The organism is Phyllobacterium ifriqiyense (genome assembly GCF_030817885.1).
Classification (GTDB): domain Bacteria; phylum Pseudomonadota; class Alphaproteobacteria; order Rhizobiales; family Rhizobiaceae; genus Phyllobacterium; species Phyllobacterium ifriqiyense.
Genome location: NZ_JAUSZT010000003.1, coordinates 2,907,068 through 2,927,662, shown reverse-complemented (window position 1 = coordinate 2,927,662; position 20,595 = coordinate 2,907,068). Strand labels below are relative to the sequence as shown.

18 protein-coding genes and 1 pseudogene are annotated in these 20,595 nt (G+C 51.8%); 15 read left to right on the top strand and 4 right to left on the bottom strand.

What is annotated here, in order from left to right; all coding sequences use genetic code 11:
- Window positions 1–243: 243 nt before the first annotated feature.
- The 3 genes from ade to QFZ34_RS21900 are packed head-to-tail and all read left to right on the top strand — an operon-like array spanning window position 244 to window position 3,850.
- A complete protein-coding gene (ade, locus tag QFZ34_RS21910) occupies window positions 244–2,055 on the top strand; it encodes an adenine deaminase (protein WP_307285522.1) in 1,812 nt (603 codons plus the stop codon).
- A complete protein-coding gene (gene ilvA / locus QFZ34_RS21905; RefSeq protein WP_307285519.1) occupies window positions 2,052–3,311 on the top strand; it encodes a threonine ammonia-lyase IlvA in 1,260 nt (419 codons plus the stop codon). The genes ade and ilvA overlap by 4 nt, the downstream gene beginning before the upstream one ends.
- 8 nt (window positions 3,312–3,319) lie before the next feature.
- Window positions 3,320–3,850 carry a DUF1697 domain-containing protein gene (locus QFZ34_RS21900; protein ID WP_115052823.1) on the top strand — a complete coding sequence of 177 codons (531 nt, stop codon included), beginning with the start codon at window positions 3,320–3,322 and terminating at the stop codon, window positions 3,848–3,850.
- On the opposite strand, the gene QFZ34_RS21895 is transcribed toward QFZ34_RS21900, so the two are convergent.
- Complete coding sequence (locus tag QFZ34_RS21895; protein WP_307286579.1) at window positions 3,826–5,196, bottom strand: aminotransferase-like domain-containing protein; 1,371 nt, start codon at window positions 5,194–5,196, stop codon at window positions 3,826–3,828. The genes QFZ34_RS21900 and QFZ34_RS21895 overlap by 25 nt on opposite strands.
- Window positions 5,197–5,346: 150 nt before the next feature.
- Here QFZ34_RS21895 and QFZ34_RS21890 point away from each other — a divergent pair, with 150 nt between their 5' ends.
- From QFZ34_RS21890 to QFZ34_RS21860, 7 genes and pseudogenes are all read left to right on the top strand, one after another.
- A complete protein-coding gene (locus QFZ34_RS21890; RefSeq protein ID WP_115052825.1) occupies window positions 5,347–6,210 on the top strand; it encodes a DMT family transporter in 864 nt (287 codons plus the stop codon).
- 314 nt (window positions 6,211–6,524) lie between these two features.
- The gene (locus QFZ34_RS21885; protein WP_115053281.1) at window positions 6,525–7,868 is read left to right on the top strand and encodes a DEAD/DEAH box helicase; all 1,344 of its coding nucleotides are present in this window, start codon (window positions 6,525–6,527) and stop codon (window positions 7,866–7,868) included.
- A gap of 175 nt (window positions 7,869–8,043) precedes the next feature.
- On the top strand, window positions 8,044–9,075 hold the full coding sequence (locus QFZ34_RS21880) for a cysteine synthase A (protein WP_115052826.1): 1,032 nt from the start codon (window positions 8,044–8,046) through the stop codon (window positions 9,073–9,075).
- A pseudogene (locus QFZ34_RS21875) lies at window positions 9,075–9,822 on the top strand (alanyl-tRNA editing protein). Before QFZ34_RS21880 ends, QFZ34_RS21875 begins: the two are co-directional and overlap by 1 nt.
- Window position 9,823: 1 nt before the next feature.
- Entirely contained in the window at window positions 9,824–10,675 is an 852-nt protein-coding gene (sseA, locus tag QFZ34_RS21870) for a 3-mercaptopyruvate sulfurtransferase (protein ID WP_115052828.1), read from the top strand.
- A gap of 2 nt (window positions 10,676–10,677) precedes the next feature.
- The gene (locus QFZ34_RS21865; RefSeq protein ID WP_115052829.1) at window positions 10,678–11,196 is read left to right on the top strand and encodes a GNAT family N-acetyltransferase; all 519 of its coding nucleotides are present in this window, start codon (window positions 10,678–10,680) and stop codon (window positions 11,194–11,196) included.
- An 83-nt stretch (window positions 11,197–11,279) separates the two neighbouring features.
- Window positions 11,280–11,750, top strand: coding sequence for a DUF1203 domain-containing protein (locus QFZ34_RS21860; protein ID WP_307286576.1), 471 nt, complete (start codon window positions 11,280–11,282; stop codon window positions 11,748–11,750).
- A 47-nt stretch (window positions 11,751–11,797) separates the two neighbouring features.
- On the opposite strand, the gene ald is transcribed toward QFZ34_RS21860, so the two are convergent.
- Window positions 11,798–12,913 (bottom strand): alanine dehydrogenase, encoded by a 1,116-nt coding sequence (ald, locus tag QFZ34_RS21855; RefSeq protein ID WP_307285508.1) that lies wholly within the window; start codon window positions 12,911–12,913, stop codon window positions 11,798–11,800.
- Window positions 12,914–13,062: 149 nt separating this feature from the next.
- Between ald and QFZ34_RS21850 the strand changes: the two genes are divergently transcribed.
- Complete coding sequence (locus QFZ34_RS21850) at window positions 13,063–13,554, top strand: Lrp/AsnC family transcriptional regulator (RefSeq protein ID WP_115052832.1); 492 nt, start codon at window positions 13,063–13,065, stop codon at window positions 13,552–13,554.
- Window positions 13,555–13,714: 160 nt separating this feature from the next.
- Here QFZ34_RS21850 and QFZ34_RS21845 read toward each other — a convergent pair whose 3' ends face one another.
- Together QFZ34_RS21845 and QFZ34_RS21840 are read right to left on the bottom strand one after the other, a co-directional pair.
- Window positions 13,715–14,074, bottom strand: coding sequence for an MmcQ/YjbR family DNA-binding protein (locus tag QFZ34_RS21845; protein ID WP_115052833.1), 360 nt, complete (start codon window positions 14,072–14,074; stop codon window positions 13,715–13,717).
- A complete protein-coding gene (locus tag QFZ34_RS21840; protein WP_115053282.1) occupies window positions 14,071–15,324 on the bottom strand; it encodes an SAM-dependent methyltransferase in 1,254 nt (417 codons plus the stop codon). Before QFZ34_RS21840 ends, QFZ34_RS21845 begins: the two co-directional genes overlap by 4 nt.
- Window positions 15,325–15,895: 571 nt before the next feature.
- Here QFZ34_RS21840 and QFZ34_RS21835 point away from each other — a divergent pair.
- Genes QFZ34_RS21835 through QFZ34_RS21820 form a run of 4 tightly spaced genes read left to right on the top strand, consistent with a single transcriptional unit; the run spans window position 15,896 to window position 20,501 of the window.
- The gene (locus QFZ34_RS21835; protein ID WP_115052834.1) at window positions 15,896–16,402 is read left to right on the top strand and encodes a Csu type fimbrial protein; all 507 of its coding nucleotides are present in this window, start codon (window positions 15,896–15,898) and stop codon (window positions 16,400–16,402) included.
- 22 nt (window positions 16,403–16,424) lie between these two features.
- Window positions 16,425–17,144 carry a fimbrial biogenesis chaperone gene (locus QFZ34_RS21830; RefSeq protein ID WP_115052835.1) on the top strand — a complete coding sequence of 240 codons (720 nt, stop codon included), beginning with the start codon at window positions 16,425–16,427 and terminating at the stop codon, window positions 17,142–17,144.
- On the top strand, window positions 17,116–19,545 hold the full coding sequence (locus QFZ34_RS21825) for a fimbria/pilus outer membrane usher protein (RefSeq protein WP_370878828.1): 2,430 nt from the start codon (window positions 17,116–17,118) through the stop codon (window positions 19,543–19,545). The genes QFZ34_RS21830 and QFZ34_RS21825 overlap by 29 nt, the downstream gene beginning before the upstream one ends.
- Window positions 19,542–20,501, top strand: coding sequence for a Csu type fimbrial protein (locus QFZ34_RS21820; protein ID WP_307285501.1), 960 nt, complete (start codon window positions 19,542–19,544; stop codon window positions 20,499–20,501). Before QFZ34_RS21825 ends, QFZ34_RS21820 begins: the two co-directional genes overlap by 4 nt.
- The last annotated feature ends 94 nt before the right edge of the window (window positions 20,502–20,595 follow it).

The following is a 20,595-nucleotide window of genomic DNA, read 5'->3' as shown; positions in this document are numbered from 1 at the left end:
CCCAGAATACGGCTTGTAAATAGAGCTAGCCTTTTTTACGAAACAGATATTGCCGGGCTCCTCCGAGGTTTGGCAGAATCTGTATGATTTCCATTAGCGCTCTATCGGAGGCAAGCGCGGCCAGTATGTCAAGCATTTCATGGGCTTCGCATAATTTTTTGAGAAAATCTCTTGAGGTAGAGTGCTCAAAGCCGTTTTCGTATATGCATGAGTGAGATGTAAAAGACGATACGAGGTAATTGGATGTCAAAGCAGGATAGGGCCAACAAGCCAGAGAGCTGGACGCAATCAGCCCCATTGCTGGTGGATGTAGCCATGGGACGCCACGCTGCGGACCTCGTCGTGCGAAATGGCCGTCTGGTAAGCGTATATTCCGGTGAAATAATAGCGGGTATTGATATTGCCATTATTGCCGGGCGTTTTGCATTTGTCGGTCATGGCGCGGAACACTGCATCGGGCCAAAAACCAAAGTCGTTGACGCAGCCGGGCGCTATTTGGTGCCGGGTCTTTGTGATGCCCATATGCACGTTGAAAGCGGCATGGTCACCGTTACTGAATTCACCCGTGCCGTTATTCCGCATGGCACGACATCAATGTTTATAGACCCGCATGAAATCGCCAATGTTTTGGGATTGGAAGGCGTACGCCTGATGCATGATGAAGCACTTGGCATGCCGATTAACGTGCATGTGCAAATGCCTAGTTGTGTGCCGTCAGCTCCGGGTTTGGAGAATGCAGGCGCAGCCATAAGTCCATCGGATGTGGCCGAGGCGATGACTTGGCCCAATATTGTTGGGCTGGGCGAGGTTATGAACTTTCCAGGTGTTGCCAATAATGATGCCACGATGCGCGGCGGCATTGATGCCACAGTCAAAGCTGGCAAAACCGTTGGCGGTCATTTTGCTTCACCGGAGTTGGGGCGCGCTTTCCATGGTTATGTGGCTGGTGGTCCCGAAGACGATCATGAAGGCACGCGAATGGAAGATGCGATGGCACGCGTGCGCCAGGGTATGCGCGCGATGCTGCGCCTCGGCTCTGCCTGGTACGATGTTGCAAGCCAGATCAAGGCGGTAATCGAGCAGGGGCTCGACTCCCGCAATTTCATCCTTTGTACCGATGACAGTCATTCCGGAACGTTGGTCAATGACGGGCATATGGATCGCGTTGTAAGACATGCGATCGCACAGGGACTTAAGCCAGTTACCGCAATTCAGATGGCGACGCTTAATACTGCACAGCATTTCCGGCTTGAGCGCGAGATCGGATCAATCACACCGGGGCGGCTGGCGGATTTTCTGATCGTATCAGATCTTCCGAACCTCGTTATTGATCGCGTTTATGCGCGCGGGACGCTTCTGGCGGAAAAAGGCAAGTTGATTGCCGACATTCCAGCCTATGATTATCCCTCATTCGCCAAAAATACGATTAAGCTGGGTAAAAAGCTGAAAGCCAAAGATTTTGATATTGCCGCACCCAAGCCCGGAAAACATGTGACGGCGCGGGTGATCGGTGTGATCGAAAATCAGGCTCCGACAAAAGCGCTTGAAGCGGATTTGCCCGTTTCTGACGGCATCGTGCAAATGGATCGCCGCAACGATGTTTGCCAGATAGCTCTCGTGGAACGCCATCGCGGAACCGGCGCTGTCGTAAACGGATTTGTGTCAGGCTTCGGTTATACGCTCGATTGCGCCATGGCTTCGACAGTCGCCCATGACAGTCATCACATGATCGTCGTTGGTACGAATAAGGAAGACATGGCAAGAGCCGCCAATCGTCTCGGTGAGGTGGGCGGTGGCGTGGTCCTGTTTTCAAAGGGACGTGAGTTGGCATTGGTCGAAATGCCCATCGCGGGTTTGATGTCTGATCAGCGCGCTGAAGTGGTTGCGGCCAAAGCTGACAAGCTGGTGAATGCCATGCGGGCAATGGGATGCAGCCTCAACAACGCCTATATGCAGCACTCCTTGCTAGCACTCGTCGTCATTCCGGAATTGCGCATCTCCGATGTCGGGATTATCGATGTCCGAACATTTGAAAAGGTTGATTTGTTTCTATGACTGCTTTTGCCAAGGCTGTCGCTTTAGCGACCACCAAGATGCGCGTGCTTTTTCCGGAAACGCCGCTTCAACTCAATCACTATCTTTCGCAGAAATATGGCGCGCAGATTTGGTTGAAACGCGAGGATTTATCGCCAGTCCGTTCCTATAAGATCAGAGGCGCGTTCAATTTCATCTCGCACTATCTGAACACAAACAAATCCGCAGATGCGGTGTTCGTTTGCGCCTCTGCGGGTAACCATGCTCAAGGGTTTGCTTTTATTTGCCGGCATTTTGGCAAAAAGGGCGTTGTCTTCATGCCCGTCACGACGCCGCAGCAGAAAATTGACAAGACGCGCAGTTTCGGCGGCGAATTCATCGAAATCCGGCTTGTCGGCGATATTTTCGATCAATGCTATGCAGCAGCGCGGACATTCGAATCGGAAATGGGTGCCGTTATGGTGCCCCCATTCGATCATATGGATATTATAACGGGACAGGCGACTGTTGCGTATGAAATTGCAGCCCAACTGCCCGATGAGCGCAAGCCCGACTTGATGATTCTTCCCGTCGGCGGCGGAGGTCTTTCCGGGGGCGTGACGCGTTATCTTTCTGATCTTGGCTGGGAAACACAATTTTGTTTTGTGGAACCGGCAGGTGCTCCGAGCCTAAAGCGTAGTTTGGAAGCCGGGAAGCGGGTGAAACTTGAAGCCGTGGATAATTTTGTTGATGGCGCTGCTGTTGGCGAGATCGGGCGTGAAAATTTCAAACTTCTCAAAGGCTTCAGTCCAAACTCTGTCACTTTGATTCCGGAAAACAGGCTCAGCTCAACCATATTGGAGATGCTGAACGTCGAGGGCATCGTAGTTGAGCCAGCTGGTGCCTTGGCCATTGACGCACTTAAGGATTTCAAAAAAGCCGATCTGAAAGGTAAGCGGGTCGTGCTTGTCATATCTGGCAGCAATTTCGATTTTGAAAGACTGCCAGAGCTTAAAGAACGATCACAGCGCTATGAAGGCTTGAAAAAATACTTCATTTTCCGGTTCCCGCAAAGACCGGGAGCTTTGCGCTCATTTCTGGATTTGCTCGGTCCTGAAGACGATGTTGCTCGCTTTGAGTATTTGAAGAAGTCAGCGCGCAACTTTGGTTCTGTGCTTATCGGCATCGAAACCAAAAACAGGAAGAATTTTGACGTATTGTTCAAACGGTTCGACGAGGCAGGCTGGGCTTATCAAGACATCACAGATAATGAAACGATTGCCGGGATGATCATCTAGGAGGGCGTATGACGACGTGGATCATTCTCTTTCGTGGCGTGGGTGGCGCGACATTGTTGCCGGTGAAACCACTCGCGATAGCCTTGACTGAGGAAGGGTTTGAAGGTGTCAGGACATACATTAATACTGGAAATGTGGTCCTGAAATCGTCTGATACATCGGAAAGAGTCCTAAAGCGCATCACTCCAATTGTCTTGAAGGAATTTGATTTTTCAAAAGCCATTTTGATAGCCAGCACAGCTGAATGGGCGAAACTCATTGCTGACAATCCGTTTCCCAACGCAGTCTGTGAGCCAACCAAGCTTCACGCATATCTTATGGAGCGCGAACCGGATGAGGTCGCAATAAAAGCATTGCAATCAAAGGCGGAGGGTCCTGACGAATTTCAGATACGAGGCCGGGTGCTTTACTACTACACGCCGCAGGGAATATCGAATGCTCGTCTGTTTCCCAAGATTGAAAGAACTTTGGGCGTGGTCGCCACAGCCCGTAATTGGAACACAGTGTTGAAGCTTCAAGCGTTAGCTGAAGTTGCCTGAACGGCTATCGCCTCGGAAAGAACATCGAATATTCTGGAATTCCCGCATTGGGCGACGTTGAAGCGCATGTAGGAATTGGCTGTCTGCGACTGGCTAAATACATTGCCCGGGGCAAATACCACGCCTTTTTCAAGGCCATATTTTGCAATTTCGGCTGCGTCGATACCGTCCGGCAATCTGCACCATAGCAACATGCCGCCGCGCGGCTCATTCCAGGGCACTATATCAAGCGCTTTCAACCGGGTGATCGTGTCTCCCATGCTACGGGCGAGTTGGGTACGCAAACCATCCATATGCTTGCGATATCCGCCTTCCTTCAGCATAAAAAGCACGAGCTCTGCTCCCATGCGGTTGCCACCGAATGATGTGGCGATCCGCAAATCTATCAATCCGTTGATCCAGTCTTGTCTGGCGGCGATAAAGCCGCAACGGAGCGATGCTGAGATTGATTTGGAGAAGCTGCCGATGTGCACAACCTGATTCAGTCCATCAAATGCGGCGAGTCGCGGAGCAGGCTCATGCTCGAAATCGGCAAAAATATCGTCTTCGACAATTGAAAGATTATGCAATTCCGCAAGCTTTAGTATCCGGTGGGCCGTTAGCGGAGATAACGCTGCTCCTGTTGGATTTTGAAGCGCGGAATTACTGATGTAAAGCCTGGGGCAATGGCTTTTCAATGCCTGTGCAAACAATTCGATGTCAGGCCCATTTGGCGTATATGGCACGCTCACGACATTGGCTCGATGTGCTTTGAGCAGGGCGTGAAAGTTAAAATAGCATGGATCGTCGACGATCACTGTATCTCCAGGCTCAATCAGAAATCGGCATAGCAGATCAATTGCTTGGGTTCCCGAATCCGTCAGCATGATCTGATTGGTCGAAACTTCGATACCGTGCTCGCCCAGCCGTCTCGACAGGAGTTGCCGAAGCGGTTGCAGACCAAGGGGAGATGCGTAATCGGTCAGCGTTGAGCTATTCGATCTGGCTAGCGCCCGCAATGCACGCCGAATGCCATCTTCGGGCATCCACGAAGCGGGCAACCAACCGCAGCCTGGTTTTAGCATGCCATCATTGGCATCCAATGAGGTTCTTGAGACCCAAAGCGGATCGATTGCATGGTCGAGTTTTGGGCCGATTTCGGCAAGAGTTAAAGGAGCAAGATGACCTGCAACGAAGAACCCGGATCCACGCCGTGATTGAATGAGCCCCTCGGCTGCCAGCCTGTCATATGCATCAACGACAGTCGATTTTGACGTCGCCATGATTTCCGCGAAACTGCGAATCGATGGAAGTTTGGCGCCGGAAGGCAGCAATCGCGCTGCGATACGTTGCCGGATTGCCTGCATAACTTGCTCAACCCGCGTCACGCCACATATCCTTGTTTGACCATCTGTACTGCTCACTTATCCATTACAGTTTGCATAAATTGTACTGTACCGTATCTGGAAAATCCATCCTTAAGCGCGCTAGAGCAAGGCACGGATGAGGTGAATTGAATGGATAAGACAACGAGCGGTTGGATCAATGGTTTTGTAGGCGTTCTCATTTTTAGCGCGTCACTGCCCGCCACACGTGTTGCAGTGGCAGATTTTGATCCAATTTTTTTGACGGTAGCGCGGGCAACCATTGCTGCCTTGCTTGGTCTGGTGCTTTTGCTCGCGTTTAAAGAAAAATGGCCTTCAAGGTCCGATCTTGGGCATTTATTCGTAACTGCCATGGGTGTCGTGGTCGGCTTTCCGCTATTGACCGCACTGGCGCTTCAGCATGTTACGTCGGCACACTCGATTGTTTTTATTGGCCTTCTGCCTCTATCGACCGCTATTTTCGGTGTTCTGCGGGGCGGGGAATCCATGCGTCCAATGTTTTGGATATTCTCGTGCTTGGGTAGTGCATTGGTTGCAGGTTTTGCTCTCACACAAAATCTGGATGCCTCATTGACCGGCGACCTTTTGATGTTTGCCGCTATCGTGGCTTGCGGCTTGGGCTACGCCGAAGGAGCGCACCTGTCGCGCAAACTGGGTGGGTGGCAGGTGATTTGTTGGGCACTGGTCTTATCTTTGCCTGTGATGCTGCCTCTTACCTTGTTGCAATTACCCCAAGATTGGATGGCGATCGGTCAACCGGCTTGGTTCGGATTGATCTATGTCTCGCTGTTCTCAATGCTTATCGGTTTCGTTTTCTGGTATCGTGGTTTGGCGCAAGGGGGCATAGCGGCAGTCGGACAGCTTCAGCTATTACAGCCATTCTTCGGTTTGATGATCGCGGCCACATTACTGCATGAGACAGTTGGCTGGCAGATGATTGTCGTTACAATTGCCGTTATTGCATGCGTTTTCGGGGCAAAACGCTTCGCCAAGTAAGGCGGTGTTTTGCGTCGCACAATAAAATCATTTGCTTTTTGTGCGGGAAGAGCCCATATGCCGGTCAGACGCTTGGGCCGGGCAATCCGGTCTTCCGAAACAGGACTTGTGGCGTCTGAGCCCCATCCGCATGATGCGGTGGGCACGGCTGCGCAAGTCGCTTGATCCCTTTGGGGCTTTCGCGTCTCGTCGTTTATCCGAAAATGTTGCATGCAGGTTGCGCCCTGCGATGCGTTATATGGCCCGCGATGTATCGCGCTTGGCCAAGATGAGAGTTTAAATTGGAAACTACTGAAACAAACGGCTTTGCCACCATGGGCCTCAATGCGATTCTGCTTAAGGCAGTGGACGCAGCTGGAATGATTGCTCCCAAGCCAATCCAGCAACAGGCTATTCCGGCACAGCTTGCAGGTCAGGATATTCTTGGTATTGCCCAGACCGGTTCGGGCAAGACGGCAGCTTTTGCTTTGCCTATCCTGCAAAAAATCATAACTATCGGTGATAAGCGCAAGGGCAAGACCGCCCGCGCTTTGGTGCTTGCTCCTACTCGTGAGCTTGCCGTGCAGATCGAAGAAACCTTCCGTACATTGGCGAAGGGCGCTCATATTTCAACGGCTCTTGTCCTTGGCGGCGTTTCCCGCATTGCCCAGATCAACAAAATGCAGGCCGGTGTCGATGTTCTGATCGCCACACCAGGTCGCTTGACAGACCTCGTGCGCGACAACCGCATTGATTTGTCCGAAACCCGCTGGCTTGTTCTCGATGAAGCTGACCGCATGCTAGACATGGGCTTCATCAATGATGTCAAGAAAATCGCCAAAGGTACTCACCGCGATCGCCAGACAGCTCTGTTTTCTGCGACCATGCCGCAGGAAGTTGCTACCTTGGCAGCCAGCCTTTTGCGCAATCCTGTGCGTGTTGAAGTGGCGCCTCAAGGCACCACGGCAGCAGAGATCAAGCAGGTTGTTCATATGATCCCGACCCGCCAGAAGAAGCAGGTCTTGTCGGCTATGCTCAAAGACGAAACGCTGTCTTCCGTTATCGTATTTACACGTACGAAACACGGTGCTGACGCGGTTACCCGTATTCTGGAAAAGGACGGCTACAACGTTGCAGCTATCCACGGTAACAAGTCTCAGAATGCCCGTCAGCGCGCTTTGAATGGCTTTAAGGATGGGTCCGTCCGCATCCTCGTTGCAACTGACATTGCAGCACGCGGTATCGATGTTGTCGGTATCAGCCACGTGATCAATTTCGACCTGCCAGATGAGCCGGAGAGCTATGTTCACCGCATTGGGCGCACTGGTCGTAATGGCGCATCCGGCAATGCCATCACGCTTTACGATCCGGCTGAAGAAGGTTCAAAGTTCAAAGCTGTGGAGCGTGTAACCCGCATGCGTTTGCCAATGGCAGATTCGCCGGTTGATCTTTCCAGCTTGCCGGCCCGGGCGGCAAACAGCGATCAACGCCCGCCACGCCGCGAAGGTGGCAATAGTGGTGCGCCTGCAAAGAGCAAGAAGCCGCATCGTGGTCAACCAGCTGGCGGCAAGCCTCGGGAACCACGCGGCGAGAAGATTTGGAGCAATGATGGCGGTGCGCCCGCGCAGAAGCGTCCTTTCCGCCGGAATAAAAAAGGCTTTGGTTCCAAAGCTGCATAATTTGAGCTTACATTGAGCAACCTCAATTTTTTGAGAGGCCCTCGGCGTTAAATGCCGGGGGCCTTTTTGTTTATGCCCAAAGATTTATCCCCGTGGCAGCAGATTGTGAGATTATGCGCTTGAACCGTGTGATCCGGACAAATAGGTTTAGGACAGTATATTGAAGGGCTAGGCAATGTATAAATCCGTGATCGAAGCAATTGGAAACACACCGTTAATCCGCCTCAAAAAGGCGTCAGATCTCACCGGTTGCGAGATCTACGGAAAAGCCGAATTTCTAAATCCCGGTCAATCGGTCAAGGATCGCGCTGCACTCTACATCATTCGTGATGCGGAAAAACATGGCCAGTTGCGTCCGGGCGGCGTGATTGTCGAGGGCACCGCGGGCAATACCGGGATCGGCTTGACCATGGTTGCCAAGGCACTCGGTTACCGCACCGTTATTGTCATCCCAGAGACGCAGAGCCAGGAAAAGAAGGATGCGCTGCGGCTCCTCGGGGCAGAACTGGTGGAAGTGCCCGCAGTCCCGTACAAGAATCCCAACAATTACGTGAAGGTTTCTGGCCGTCTTGCGGAACAACTCGCAAAAACCGAACCAAATGGTGCAATATGGGCCAACCAGTTCGATAATGTTGCAAATCGTCAGGCACATGTGGAAACCACCGCACAGGAAATATGGCGTGATACGGACGGGAAAGTAGATGGTTTTGTTTCCGCTGTTGGGTCGGGGGGCACCTTGGTCGGCGTCGCCATGGGGCTGAAAGCCAAGAACGAAGCGGTGAAAGTCGCTATTGCCGACCCCCTCGGAGCAGCCCTGTTTTCTTATTATACGACCGGAGAATTTAAATCGGAAGGAAGCTCGATTACTGAAGGCATCGGGCAAGGCCGTGTAACCGCCAATCTTGAAGGCTTTACTCCAGACTTTTCATATCAAATTCCGGATGCTGAAGCGTTGGAAATTGTGTTTGATCTGGTGACGGAAGAGGGGCTTTGCCTCGGCGGATCATCCGGCATCAATATCGCCGGTGCTATTCATTTGGCACGTGATCTCGGTCCCGGACATACAATCGTGACTATCTTGTGCGACTACGGCAATCGTTATCAATCAAAACTTTTCAACCCTGAGTTTCTGCGCTCGAAAGACCTGCCGGTACCGCTGTGGATGGAGAGAAACATCGATATTTCTGTACCCTTTGCGAGTGAATAATGGCTTATGACACGACGATCCTTTTTCGCGATGATTCCTATCTGAAAGAGGCCAACGCCACGGTAATAGCGGTTAACGACCGGGGTGGCATCCTCACAGATCAAACCAATTTTTATGCCACATCCGGTGGGCAACCTGGCGATACAGGTGTTTTCGTTCGGTCGGATGGTTCTACAATTGTTATCGCCGCAACTGTGACAGGTGAGACAAAAGAAGAAGTCATCCATGTTCCTGCCTCTGATCAGCCTGTGCCGGATATTGGCGAAAAACTGTTGCTTCGCATTGATTGGGAGCGACGTTACAAATTGATGCGCATGCATGCAGCATGTCATCTGCTGAGCGTTGTTTGCCCGTATCCGATCACCGGCGCGGCCGTCAGCGAAGAAGACAGCCGGGTTGATTTTGACCTGCCTGACGCAGGTGTTACCAAGGAAAGTGCGACTGCAAAATTGATGGAATTGGTCAATGCCAATCATCCCATTTTTACTCGCTGGATCACCGACGAGGAACTCGCTGGAAATCCCGGGCTGATCAAGTCGAAAAATGTCCGTCCACCCACGGGAACGGGACGTATCAGGCTCGTTTGTATCGGTGAATAATGCTGCCATAGATTCCCAACCTTGTGGTGGAACTCACGTCGCAACGACCGGCGAAATCGGGCAAATCCACATTGGAAAAATAGAAAAGAAGGGTAAGGAAAACCGGCGGTTTCGTATCCGTTTTGGCGCTTTGCCCGAAGGAGAATGAGATGAGCGACAAAAGCGCTTTTGTAGTGTCACCGGATTGGCTTCAGGAAAGGTTGGGACAACCTGGCCTGAGTATCATCGACGGTTCTTGGTATCTTCCGTTCCAGAATCGTGATCCCAAGGCAGAGTATGATGCGGGACATATTCCGGGCGCTGTCTTTTTCGATCATGATAAAATGGCTGATCCTGACTCCAACTTGCCGCATACATTTCCAAAGCCTGAAACCTTCGCTGCTGCTATTGGCAGCATGGGCATTACCAATAATGACACCATCGTGGTCTATGATGGGCCTGGAGTGTTTACGTCACCCAGGGTCTGGTGGATGTTGCGCATCATGGGCGCAAAAAAAGTATTCGTTCTTGATGGTGGTTTTGACAATTGGAAAAAGGCGGGCAGGCCAGTTACCGATGAGGTGACAAAGATAGCGCCGTCGGCATTTGTGGCAGATTTCGATGCCGCGAAGATCGCAAGTTTCGACGATATGCACGAGATCGTCCAGGAGGGCACGAGGCAGATAGCCGATGCCCGGGCCGCTGCGCGCTTTACCGGAGTTCAGGCGGAGCCACGGGCGGGATTGCGATCCGGCCATATGCCAAATGCACGCAATGTTCCCTCGTCAGTTCTGGTCGATAATGGATACTTAAAAGATATCAATGGGTTAAAGCAAGTGCTCGATGATGCGGGTGTTGATCTGTCGCGCCCCATCGTGACCACCTGCGGCTCAGGTATTACCGCTGCTGTCATTACGCTTGCGCTCGAATCTTTAGGGCACGAGAATAACGTGCTTTATGACGGGTCATGGACGGAATGGGGCGGTGCCAAGGATACTCCCGTAGCCACCGGCGAAGCTTAACAATGCCTACGCTCAAGACACGCGTTACCCATCTCGAAATGACGGATCGCCCAACCGCTGCGATCCCGACGCCAGCCAGCTACAAGCTGGCAATTATGCGGGCAACGAAGATCTCGCTGCCCTTCTATCGATTTTTGTATGAACAAGTGGGCAAGCCACACCATTGGTCAGTCCACCGCAAGCTTGATGACGAAGCGCTTTCTGCAATCATCCATCGAGACAATGTCGAGATCCATGTTCTGTATGTTGAAGGTTCCCCTGCGGGGTTTTTCGAGCTGGTACTAGATCAGGAGCGGGGTGTCGCTGAAATTCTCTATTTTGGCCTTGTAGCAGAGTTTCAAGGGCTTGGACTTGCGAAGTTCTTCCTGAATGAAGCCATCTCCACAGCTTGGATGAGCAGCCCGCAGAAGGTGATTATCGAAACAAATACGCTTGATAGTCCACGAGCGTTGCAAATGTATCAAAAAATGGGGTTCAGGCCAGTGAGCTTTGCTGAGGCTGAAATCGAAACCTGGGATTGATTGCATATTCTGCCGCGAGCATGAATCGGGTGGTTTGACGCTAATCTAATGTGTTTTCTTTGGCATCAAAGGAGACAGTCATGATCACAATTCGATTTATTGCAATGACGACAACAATGGCGCGGCACTATCAAGCCGGTGGTGCCGACGCCAATGGCCAAAAGCCTGAAACCCACCTATCGGATGGGGACGGAGTGCCTTGCAGGCATTGTTTGCATAATGTGAGGGCCGGCGACAAATATCTCATCCTTACGCATCGGCCGTTTCCTTCCCCGCAACCCTATGCGGAAACTGGGCCGATATTTCTGCATGCAGATGAATGCGAGCGATATGCGCAGACAGATCAGCTGCCTGAAATGTTCAATAAAAGCAGTGACTTCATCCTTCGCGGCTATTCTTGTCAGGACCGGATTGTTTACGGCACCGGCGGGGTAGTCAAAACTGGCGGGATCGCTGACCGGGCTGCGGAATTATTGAAAAGGGACGATGTCGCCTATGTTCATATGCGCTCGGCGAAAAATAACTGCTTCCAGTGCCGGATAGAAATGGCATGAAAAAATCCCGGGTCACTGACCCGGGATTTTCATTATAATCAATAAAATCAAGCTGCTAGAACGGCTTTTGCTTCGAACATTTCAAGACCGAGCGCCTCGGCAACAGCACTGTTTGTAATGCGGCCCTTATGCACGTTCAAACCATTGCGCAGGTGCGGGTTGTCGATCAAAGCCTTGACGCCACGATCAGCCAATTGCAGTCCATATTGCAGGGTCGCATTGTTGAGCGCGTGGGCAGAAGTCACGGGAACTGCACCCGGCATGTTGGCGACGCAATAATGGATGACGCCATCCACTTCGTAAGTTGGCTCGGAATGTGTAGTGGCATGGGAGGTTTCAAAGCAGCCGCCCTGATCAATGGCAACGTCAACGATAACAGCACCTTTTTTCATGCCGGAAAGCATTTCGCGGGTTACCAGTTTGGGCGCAGCAGCGCCCGGAATGAGAACGGCGCCAACGACGATATCAGCAGAAAACACTTCTTCATCAAGGGCTTCGATGGTGGAGTAGCGTGTATGGATACGCCCGCGGAACAGATCGTCGAGCTGACGCAGGCGGGGAATCGAGCGATCCAGAATTGTAACGTCTGCACCAAGTCCAGCAGCCATTTGCGCCGCATTGATGCCGACAACACCTCCGCCAATGATGGTAACTTTGCCGGGCAGAACGCCGGGAACACCGCCGAGAAGTATACCGCGACCGCCATTTGCTTTCTGCAAAGCAGTAGCGCCAGCCTGAATGGCAAGGCGGCCAGCAACTTCTGACATAGGTGCAAGCAGCGGCAAACCACCACGCTCGTCTGTCACAGTTTCATAAGCAATAGCCGTCACACCGGAACTAAGAAGACCTTTGGTTTGCTCGGGGTCGGGAGCAAGGTGAAGATAAGTATAAAGAAGATGACCTTCACGAAGCTGACTCCATTCGGATGGCTGTGGCTCTTTAACCTTTACGATCATGTCAGACTGCTGAAATACTTCTTCTGCAGTCTTTACTACTTTGGCACCGGCGGCCTGATAGGCTCCATCATCTGCGCCAATTCCTGTACCAGCTCCGGACTGGATTATGACCTGATGGCCATGGGCAACATATTCGCGTACGGCACCCGGAGTCAGGCCGACGCGATATTCATGGTTTTTAATTTCCTTAGGGCAACCAACGCGCATAATGCCTCCTCATTGTTCTGCTTTGCTTATTGGGGAGCAATATAACACCACATCTCCCATCGCATGTCCTTGCCAAATGGCCTCGACGGTTGGTGGTTATTCGCGTATTCTTGCGTAGTAATTGCTATAAGTAATGGATTATTCGAACAATGTCGCTGGACAGGATTGATATCGCTATACTTGATAATTTGCAGAAAGACGGACGCATGTCGAATGCGACGTTGGCGGAAAAAATTGGCCTGTCGCAATCTGCCTGTTCGCGGCGCTTGGACATACTGGAAAAGTCCGGCGTTATTCGTGGATATCATGCACGTTTATCCAACAAATTGCTCGGTCATCCCGTCACGGTAATCGTCAATATTTCGCTTTCTGGACAGGCGGATAATCAACTTCGCGAATTCGAGACTGCAGTGCGGCGATGTCCGAATGTTCTGGTTTGCTATCTCATGTCAGGTGAATACGATTATCTGCTTCGTATTGCTGCGAAAGACCTTGAAGATTATGAGCGTATTCATAAATTTTGGCTCTCAGCCATGCCGCATGTCACCAAAATAAACTCATCTTTTGCTCTTCGTGAAGTCGCGGACCGAACCGGATTGGGAGTGGAGACGGGCTTGATAGAAATCTCATCGAACCCGTAACTCGCGTCAATACAACCATTTTTCTCTCCATGGTTGAAAATCTTCGGCAAAAATCGGAGGTTTTTCGGCAAAAGTCGCGGAAATTTCTGTGTTGGAGATGATTATTCGTCAAAACTCCCTCAAGATTCCATTGGTCCTGACCGTGGTGGTCCAAGAGGGCTTAAATTGACGTAATCGACTTTTTGAGTTTGGCAGGAGCCTTTGTGTGCCAAGCCAGTTTTATCCGATGGCTGAGTTCTTCGTCGGAAATGGCATCAAGGTGAATTAGTATATATGGCCATCCCTTATAATGGTCGGTCTCGAAATAGATGCTGGGTGCACTTTCCATAAGGAGAGGCTTTTCCTCCAGCGGACAATAAATTGCAAAGCTCGATTCATCCTTCAAGCGCCCCATGAATGAGGTTTTGACCTTCAACGAGGGCGTGCCGTGAGTTGTGCTTTTTATGAGCTCCGGTAAATGCAGGGCATCAGCCAGTTTCCAGATACGCTCAAACGCACGCTCGAGATTTTCGTCGGTCACGATTTATAGAAGACCTGGCGTACATCGATATATTCGGAGCGGAAGCCTGCCTCGCAATAGAACAGGTAAAATTCCCAAAGCTTTTTGAAACGACCGTCAAAGCCGAGATGGCGCAGCCGATCCCATGATCCCCAGAAACGCTCCCGCCACTCAGCTAAAGTTCGGGCGTAATCCTGCGGGAAGATATTTTCGCGGTACATGTCGAGGCCAAAGTCCTTGCCGAGACTTTTCAGCTTTGTGGGCGTTGGCAGCATACCGCCCGGAAAAACATAACGCTGGATGAAATCCGGACGCTTACGGTAGCGCTCAAAGGATTTGTCATTGATGGTAATGATCTGAAGTCCAGCGCTGCCACCGGGATTCAAGCAATCCTTGACCTTTGAAAAGAATACGGGCCAGTATTTTTCGCCGACCGCCTCAAACATTTCTATAGAGGCAATGTGATCATACTTGCCGGTCTCATCGCGATAATCCTGAAATCGGATATCAACCTTTTCGGAAAGACCGGCTCGTTGAATGCGTTGGCTTGCATAATCGAATTGCTCGCGGCTGATTGTCAGACCGGTGATCTTGGCTCCAATTTCGCGGGCGGCAAATTCGGCAAAACCACCCCAGCCGCAACCGATCTCCAAAACGCGCGAATCAGCAGTGATTCCAATATTGCGGGCGAGGGCGCTGTACTTTGCCGTTTGGGCGCTCTCCAGATCGTTTGCGCCTTCAGCAAACAAGGCGGATGAATAGGTCATGGTGGGATCCAGCCACTCACGGTAAAAGGCGTTGCCGAGATCGTAATGGGCAGAGATATTCTTGCGCGAACGGCTTCGGGTATTTTCGTTTAGCCAGTGACGTAAGCGCTGCACCGTATTGACGAACCAGCTTGAACCGCCGGCAATGTCTTCGCCAACCTGTTCATTGACAACAAAAAGTTCAAGAAAAGTGGTGACATCAGGACTGTCCCAATCGCCGTCCATATAGGATTCGGCAACCCCAATTGTTCCGCTGGATAGAGCGCGGCGGGGCAGGTTCCAATTGTGCAGAACCAACGAAGCATCAGGACCTGTCTGTTTGCCGCCTACCTTGAATATCTGCTTGTCGGGCGTTGTTATGGTCAATGTACCACGGGGCAAATGGACCGCAGCCCGCAGTGCAGCCTGTACTTTTAACGGGAATCCCTTCAAAGCCGCGCCGACATTTTCCGGTGTCAGCAACTTCAATTGGGCTAGACTATCGGTGGAAAGGGTCTTTTTAATATTGGTCATCGGTCCAGACTTTCCGTTCGCTGACTTAATATTTCCCCCAAAGGACAATAGTTCAAGAGATTTTTCTCATCGTAGCTTGCGTGGGATGATTGCATTTCTCTGATCGGCAACTCTCAGCCTAGGACAAGAACTATGGGTGTCGGGCAAGCTGCACCAGGCAAAAGGATTGGCTTCCAGCGTAGACCATCTGGCCTTTGAAAATAGACAAAAAACGACAAAATACATGAAGTTTAGACAGGAAGCGTCAATTGTATACATATGCGTGTGATAAGTAACATCTGTACATGCCATGATTCTGTTAAGCATTTACGGCAATTTGGTTTTTATATGTGCAGTAAGTATTTAAAAATTTACGGAAGTTTTTTGCTCCAGTCTGTAAATTATGAAAATATCATTTGCAAATAAATGCCTGATAAACAACATCAATAACCAATATTATCAATTCTGGCTTTCCGCTAAGTAAAATTAAAGGTATAAGAATTATTGTAATGGAATATGGTCCGGGGGATCAGTTCGTGAAAACTGCAGGTTGTATTTTTTAATACGATCATGAGGAGGATGAATGAGTTCTGGGAATCGAGTAAACCAAGTCGTTGCGGCATCGATTTTTGCTGCGCTTGGGTTCAGCGCTCCAGCGGTTGCCGCTGTGGCGAACGGCAATCTTGGAGTGCAGATTCAGATAACGGCGGAATGCCGTGTCGTCTCAGCCAGCACGCTGGACTTCGGCTCTCACGGTCTTCTCGTAGCAAATGTTGATTCGAGCAGCGTCCTCACGGTTCAATGCACCAATGGCACACCTTATACAGTCGGGCTCGGCCTTGGCGCGGGTTCAGGTGCTACATTGGCATCACGCAAAATGACGGGCCCAGCCGGAGCAACCGTTAATTACTCGCTTTATAAGGATGCGGCCTATACCACGCTCTGGGGCAATGCGGTGCCGGCAGATCTGGTTTCAGGTACGGGAAATGGTGCGAGCCAAGCCATAACGGTCTATGGCCGTGTGACGGCTCAAACGACACCGGCCATCGGAACATACACCGATACAGTCGCGATCGAAGTTACCTACTGACCTTTTCACAAAGGAGAACAAAGTGCGATCCATGCTTTACAGCATTGGCGTCATGAGCCTCTGTGTGCTTTTTTCTGGCCCACTCCATGCCGCTTCACTGCGTGTTTCCCCGACAAACATTGATTTGGTTGCGCCGGGCAGCGCGGGTGTATTGACGCTCACCAATGAGGCCAAACGGCCTATCAATGTGCAGATACGTATTTTCCGCTGGACACAGGCCAATGGCGTGGAGCGGCTTGAGCCGACGAATGATGTTGTGGTCAGTCCGCCTTCAACAAAACTCACCGGCGGCAAGGACTATGCTGTTCGTGTTGTCCGCGTTTCGAAACAGCCTGTTGCCGCAGAGGAAAGCTACAGGGTTGTTGTTGATGAACTGCCCGACCCATCGCGCAAGCAAGGGGGCACGGTGACTTTGGTGGTGCGATATTCGATCCCGGTATTCTTCAGAGGCCAGGACGCGTCTCCGCCGAAGGTCGCATGGGGTGTTGCAAAAACAAAAGGATCGCTGATGCTGACCGCCCGAAATACGGGTGATACGCGACTTCGATTGGCCGAAGTGCAATTGTCACAAGGCGGACGTGTCCTTGGCACGCGCGGGGGGCTCGTTGGATATGTCCTTGGCGGCGCCAGCATGCAATGGCCCATTGGCGCAAGCAAATCAATCTCATCCGGTCGGGTAGCGCTTAAGGCTCTCAGCGACGCCGGACCTGTCAATGCAGATGTTGCGATCAGCGGCCGCTAAACTCGGCGGCATCCTTTGCATAAGTCTGTGCATGGTATCAATTGGACAGTCTCAACAACCAGAAGTTGATCCTGTTGACTTGTCTGTGTCCCCGAGCGGGGAAGCGCAGGATCTACATCTTGAAGTCTACATCAATGATGAACCGACGGGGTTGATCGGTAGCTTCAGACAATTGCCCGATGGTGATTTGTCAGCACAACCCGAGGAATTACGGGAGGTTGGTCTGAAGCCGATGGACAATGCGCGGGATCAGGATGGATCAATTCGAATCAATCGTCTCGCCAATGTCGAATTTCGTGTCGAGGTCGAAACACAGCGCCTCTATATCTATACTGACAATGGAGCGCGATCCGCCAAAATTATCGATGCCAATCCACGGCCTGAAAAGGACACCCCCAAACCTCAATCGGGCTATGGCGCTGTTCTGAATTATTCTCTGTTTGCCAGCACAGATGATTTGATGTCGAGCAATGTAAAACCGTTTCAAGGCGTGTCAGGCGGGTTTGATGCTCGGTTCTTCAGTCCCTATGGGACGCTCAGCCAGTCATTCACCGCAAACTTATCGCAAGGAGAACTGGAAGGAGTTCGGCGTTTAAACACCACGTGGAGCTTTTCTGATCCTGAACGGCTCATTACTTACCGTGCGGGTGACTTTATTTCCGGCGGATTGCCATGGACACGCCCCGTTTTCCTTGGCGGCATGCAGATTCAGCGTAATTTTACCCTGCGCTCAGATTTGGTAACGCTGCCGGTGCCGGTACTTTCAGGAACCGCCGCGGTGCCTTCCACATTGGAAGTCTATACGCAGAACGTTCGAACCTATAGTGGCGACGTGGCTTCCGGTCCTTTTGAGGTCACCAATTTCCCGGTCTTTTCCGGACAGGGCGAGGCGCAGATTGTGTTGCGGGACACCTTGGGGCGAGAGACACGTACAACCGTACCATTCTATTCGTCGAGCTCGCTGCTCCGCAAAGGACTATGGGATTTTTCAGCCGATGTGGGCGTGGCACGGCGTAACTTTGGCACGGAATCGAACGATTACGATGATGATGTCATGGGCGCTCTTACCACGCGTTACGGCTTGACCAACTGGCTGACGTTGGAAGGCCATCTTGAAGGGGGCGCCGATCTGGTGAATGGCGGACTAGGCGTTGCGTTTCCGCTGGGTGCATATGGTGTCACCTCATTGGCAGCTGCCGGCAGCCACCATGACGGCGATACGGGATTGTTGCTCAACGGCTCAATCGAGATGACCTATAAGAACAGGTACACGATCTATGGCCGCGTCCAGCACACATTCGGAAACTACGACGATATTGCTTCGGTGACGGCGAGCGACCAGCTCAATTATATTTACGGGGTTTCCGGACTGCCTGCTATCAGCACACGGGTGCCGAAATCACTGGTGCAAGCCACGCTTTCAATGCCTGGACCGTTTGAAGGCAGCAGTATGAACTTTTCCTATACACAGCAAACGCTGGAATCCCGAGATAAGAGTACCATTGTCAGTGCCTCCTACAACCAGCAGCTCTTCAAGAGCAGCTCGTTTTTTGCCACTGCTTTCACCGATGTGGAGGATAGCGGCAGTTTCGGTATTTTCGCCGGGCTGACCATTCCGTTTGACAATAATATCTCCGTTTCGACCGGCTACGAACAAACTAATGATGGCCCATCAGGATTTGCCGAGATTGCCAAGTCGGAGCAGCGCGTGGAAGGCGGTTATGGCTGGCGTTTGCGCACGAGAGAGGGCGAAACACCAGATCGCTATGCCTCTGCCAGCTATCGTGGCAGGCATGCTCGCGTTGAAGGCAGCGTACAGCAATATGATGACAATGTGCGCGCCACGGCTCAGATCGAAGGCGCGATTGCAGTTGCCGGTGGCGGCGTATTTGCCACCAACCGCATTGATGATGCTTTTGCGGTGGTCGATGCGGGCGCGCCCGGCGTCGATGTCAGCTATGAGAATCGCCCGGTCGGCCGTACCAATGGACGGGGCAGAATATTGGTGCCTGACCTTCGGGCTTATGAGCCCAACACGCTTGCTATTGATCCTGCGAATTTGCCCGTCGATGCCAGTATAGGCTCTACGCGCGATATTGTGGTTCCCGCCGATCGCAGCGGCGTTGTGGTGAACTTCAACGTGGCGCAGACCACGGCCTCAGCGCTTGTCAGCCTGATGGACGCAGCTGGCAAGCCGCTGGATGCCGGATTGAGCGGGCGGGTCGGCGATGCGGGAGAGGAATTCGTCGTCGGCTATGATGGCGAGGCCTATATTTCAGGTCTGGAAGCGAAAAACAGCGTTTCCGTCGAACTTGCCGACGGCAGCACCTGCACTGCCAGATTTGCCTATCAAGCTGCGCGCGGGACACAGGTCAAAATAAAGAATGTGGTGTGCCAATGAAGATTTTCGTTTTGAGAATGCTATTTGTCTTCGGCTTGGGACTGGCTCCGGCTTCCGCACTAGCGCAGTCCTGTACATTCACCACCACGGCCATGACATTTTCCGGATCGCCTTTGCAAGGCGGTGCGATCGATGCCACTGCAACCCTCACATCAACCTGTACGGCCGTGCTGGGTTTGTTTCGGGAAGTTTTGGTCTGCCCAAATATTAATGCCGGAACGGGTGGCACGGTTGCTTCCGGTGCCCGCACAATGACAGGGCCAACTGCATTGCAGTTCCAGCTCTATCAGGACTCCGCGCGACAAGTTGTTTGGGGTTCGTATAATTGGGCATTCGCCACCAGACCGCCTGCCATCCTGGTCGGTATTTTTCCGATCTTGGGCACTGGCACCACTACGACGACGATCTATGGACGAATATTGCCCAATCAGACGACAACACCACCCGGCGCTTACAGCTCTGTGTTTTCCGGGGCGCAAACGCCATTCCGATATCGGTTTGATGATGGCAACGGATGCGGAAGTGGTGCAGGAACAACTGCAGCGACAAGCTTTACCGCCAGCCTGAATGTTGCCAAGGATTGCCTGGTCTCTGCCACTAATGTCAATTTTGGCTCACGGGGCATTTTGAGCTCGAACGTTGATGCAACCGGCGCAGTAAACGTAACCTGTTCAGCAACAACGCCTTACTCAGTCTCTCTAGGAAATGGTTTGAATGGCACTGCTCCGACCGCGCGGCGCATGAGGAAGGGCGTGGGGACAGAATATGTAACTTACGGGCTTTATCGCGATGTAAACCGACTTTTGCCATGGGGTGAGACTATTCCTACCAATACGGTCGCCGGTACGGGAAATGGCTTGGCACAAAACATCCCCGTTTATGCAACGGTTCCACCACAGAACACGCCATCACCGGGGACTTATACAGATACGGTGGTTATTACTGTAACCTATTGAGCAGTGGGAGCCTTGAAAAAGCAAAAGGCCGGGAGCTACCCGACCTTCCTAAACTTATCTCAACATCAGTGCCAGTACATCCGTGGTCAAAAAT

Excerpts from the sequence above, each read along its gene's own strand:
- QFZ34_RS21835 (WP_115052834.1), top strand. The coding sequence starts at position 15,896 with ATGAGTTCTGGGAATCGAGTAAACCAAGTCGTTGCGGCATCGATTTTT.
- ade (WP_307285522.1), top strand. The coding sequence starts at position 244 with ATGTCAAAGCAGGATAGGGCCAACAAGCCAGAGAGCTGGACGCAATCA.
- QFZ34_RS21865 (WP_115052829.1), top strand. The coding sequence starts at position 10,678 with ATGCCTACGCTCAAGACACGCGTTACCCATCTCGAAATGACGGATCGC.
- QFZ34_RS21900 (WP_115052823.1), top strand. The coding sequence starts at position 3,320 with ATGACGACGTGGATCATTCTCTTTCGTGGCGTGGGTGGCGCGACATTG.
- QFZ34_RS21890 (WP_115052825.1), top strand. The coding sequence starts at position 5,347 with ATGGATAAGACAACGAGCGGTTGGATCAATGGTTTTGTAGGCGTTCTC.
- QFZ34_RS21820 (WP_307285501.1), top strand. The coding sequence starts at position 19,542 with ATGAAGATTTTCGTTTTGAGAATGCTATTTGTCTTCGGCTTGGGACTG.
- QFZ34_RS21895 (WP_307286579.1), bottom strand. The coding sequence starts at position 5,196 with ATGCAGGCAATCCGGCAACGTATCGCAGCGCGATTGCTGCCTTCCGGC.
- ald (WP_307285508.1), bottom strand. The coding sequence starts at position 12,913 with ATGCGCGTTGGTTGCCCTAAGGAAATTAAAAACCATGAATATCGCGTC.
- sseA (WP_115052828.1), top strand. The coding sequence starts at position 9,824 with ATGAGCGACAAAAGCGCTTTTGTAGTGTCACCGGATTGGCTTCAGGAA.
- QFZ34_RS21885 (WP_115053281.1), top strand. The coding sequence starts at position 6,525 with ATGGGCCTCAATGCGATTCTGCTTAAGGCAGTGGACGCAGCTGGAATG.
- QFZ34_RS21880 (WP_115052826.1), top strand. The coding sequence starts at position 8,044 with ATGTATAAATCCGTGATCGAAGCAATTGGAAACACACCGTTAATCCGC.
- QFZ34_RS21850 (WP_115052832.1), top strand. The coding sequence starts at position 13,063 with ATGTCGCTGGACAGGATTGATATCGCTATACTTGATAATTTGCAGAAA.
- ilvA (WP_307285519.1), top strand. The coding sequence starts at position 2,052 with ATGACTGCTTTTGCCAAGGCTGTCGCTTTAGCGACCACCAAGATGCGC.
- QFZ34_RS21825 (WP_370878828.1), top strand. The coding sequence starts at position 17,116 with ATGCAGATGTTGCGATCAGCGGCCGCTAAACTCGGCGGCATCCTTTGC.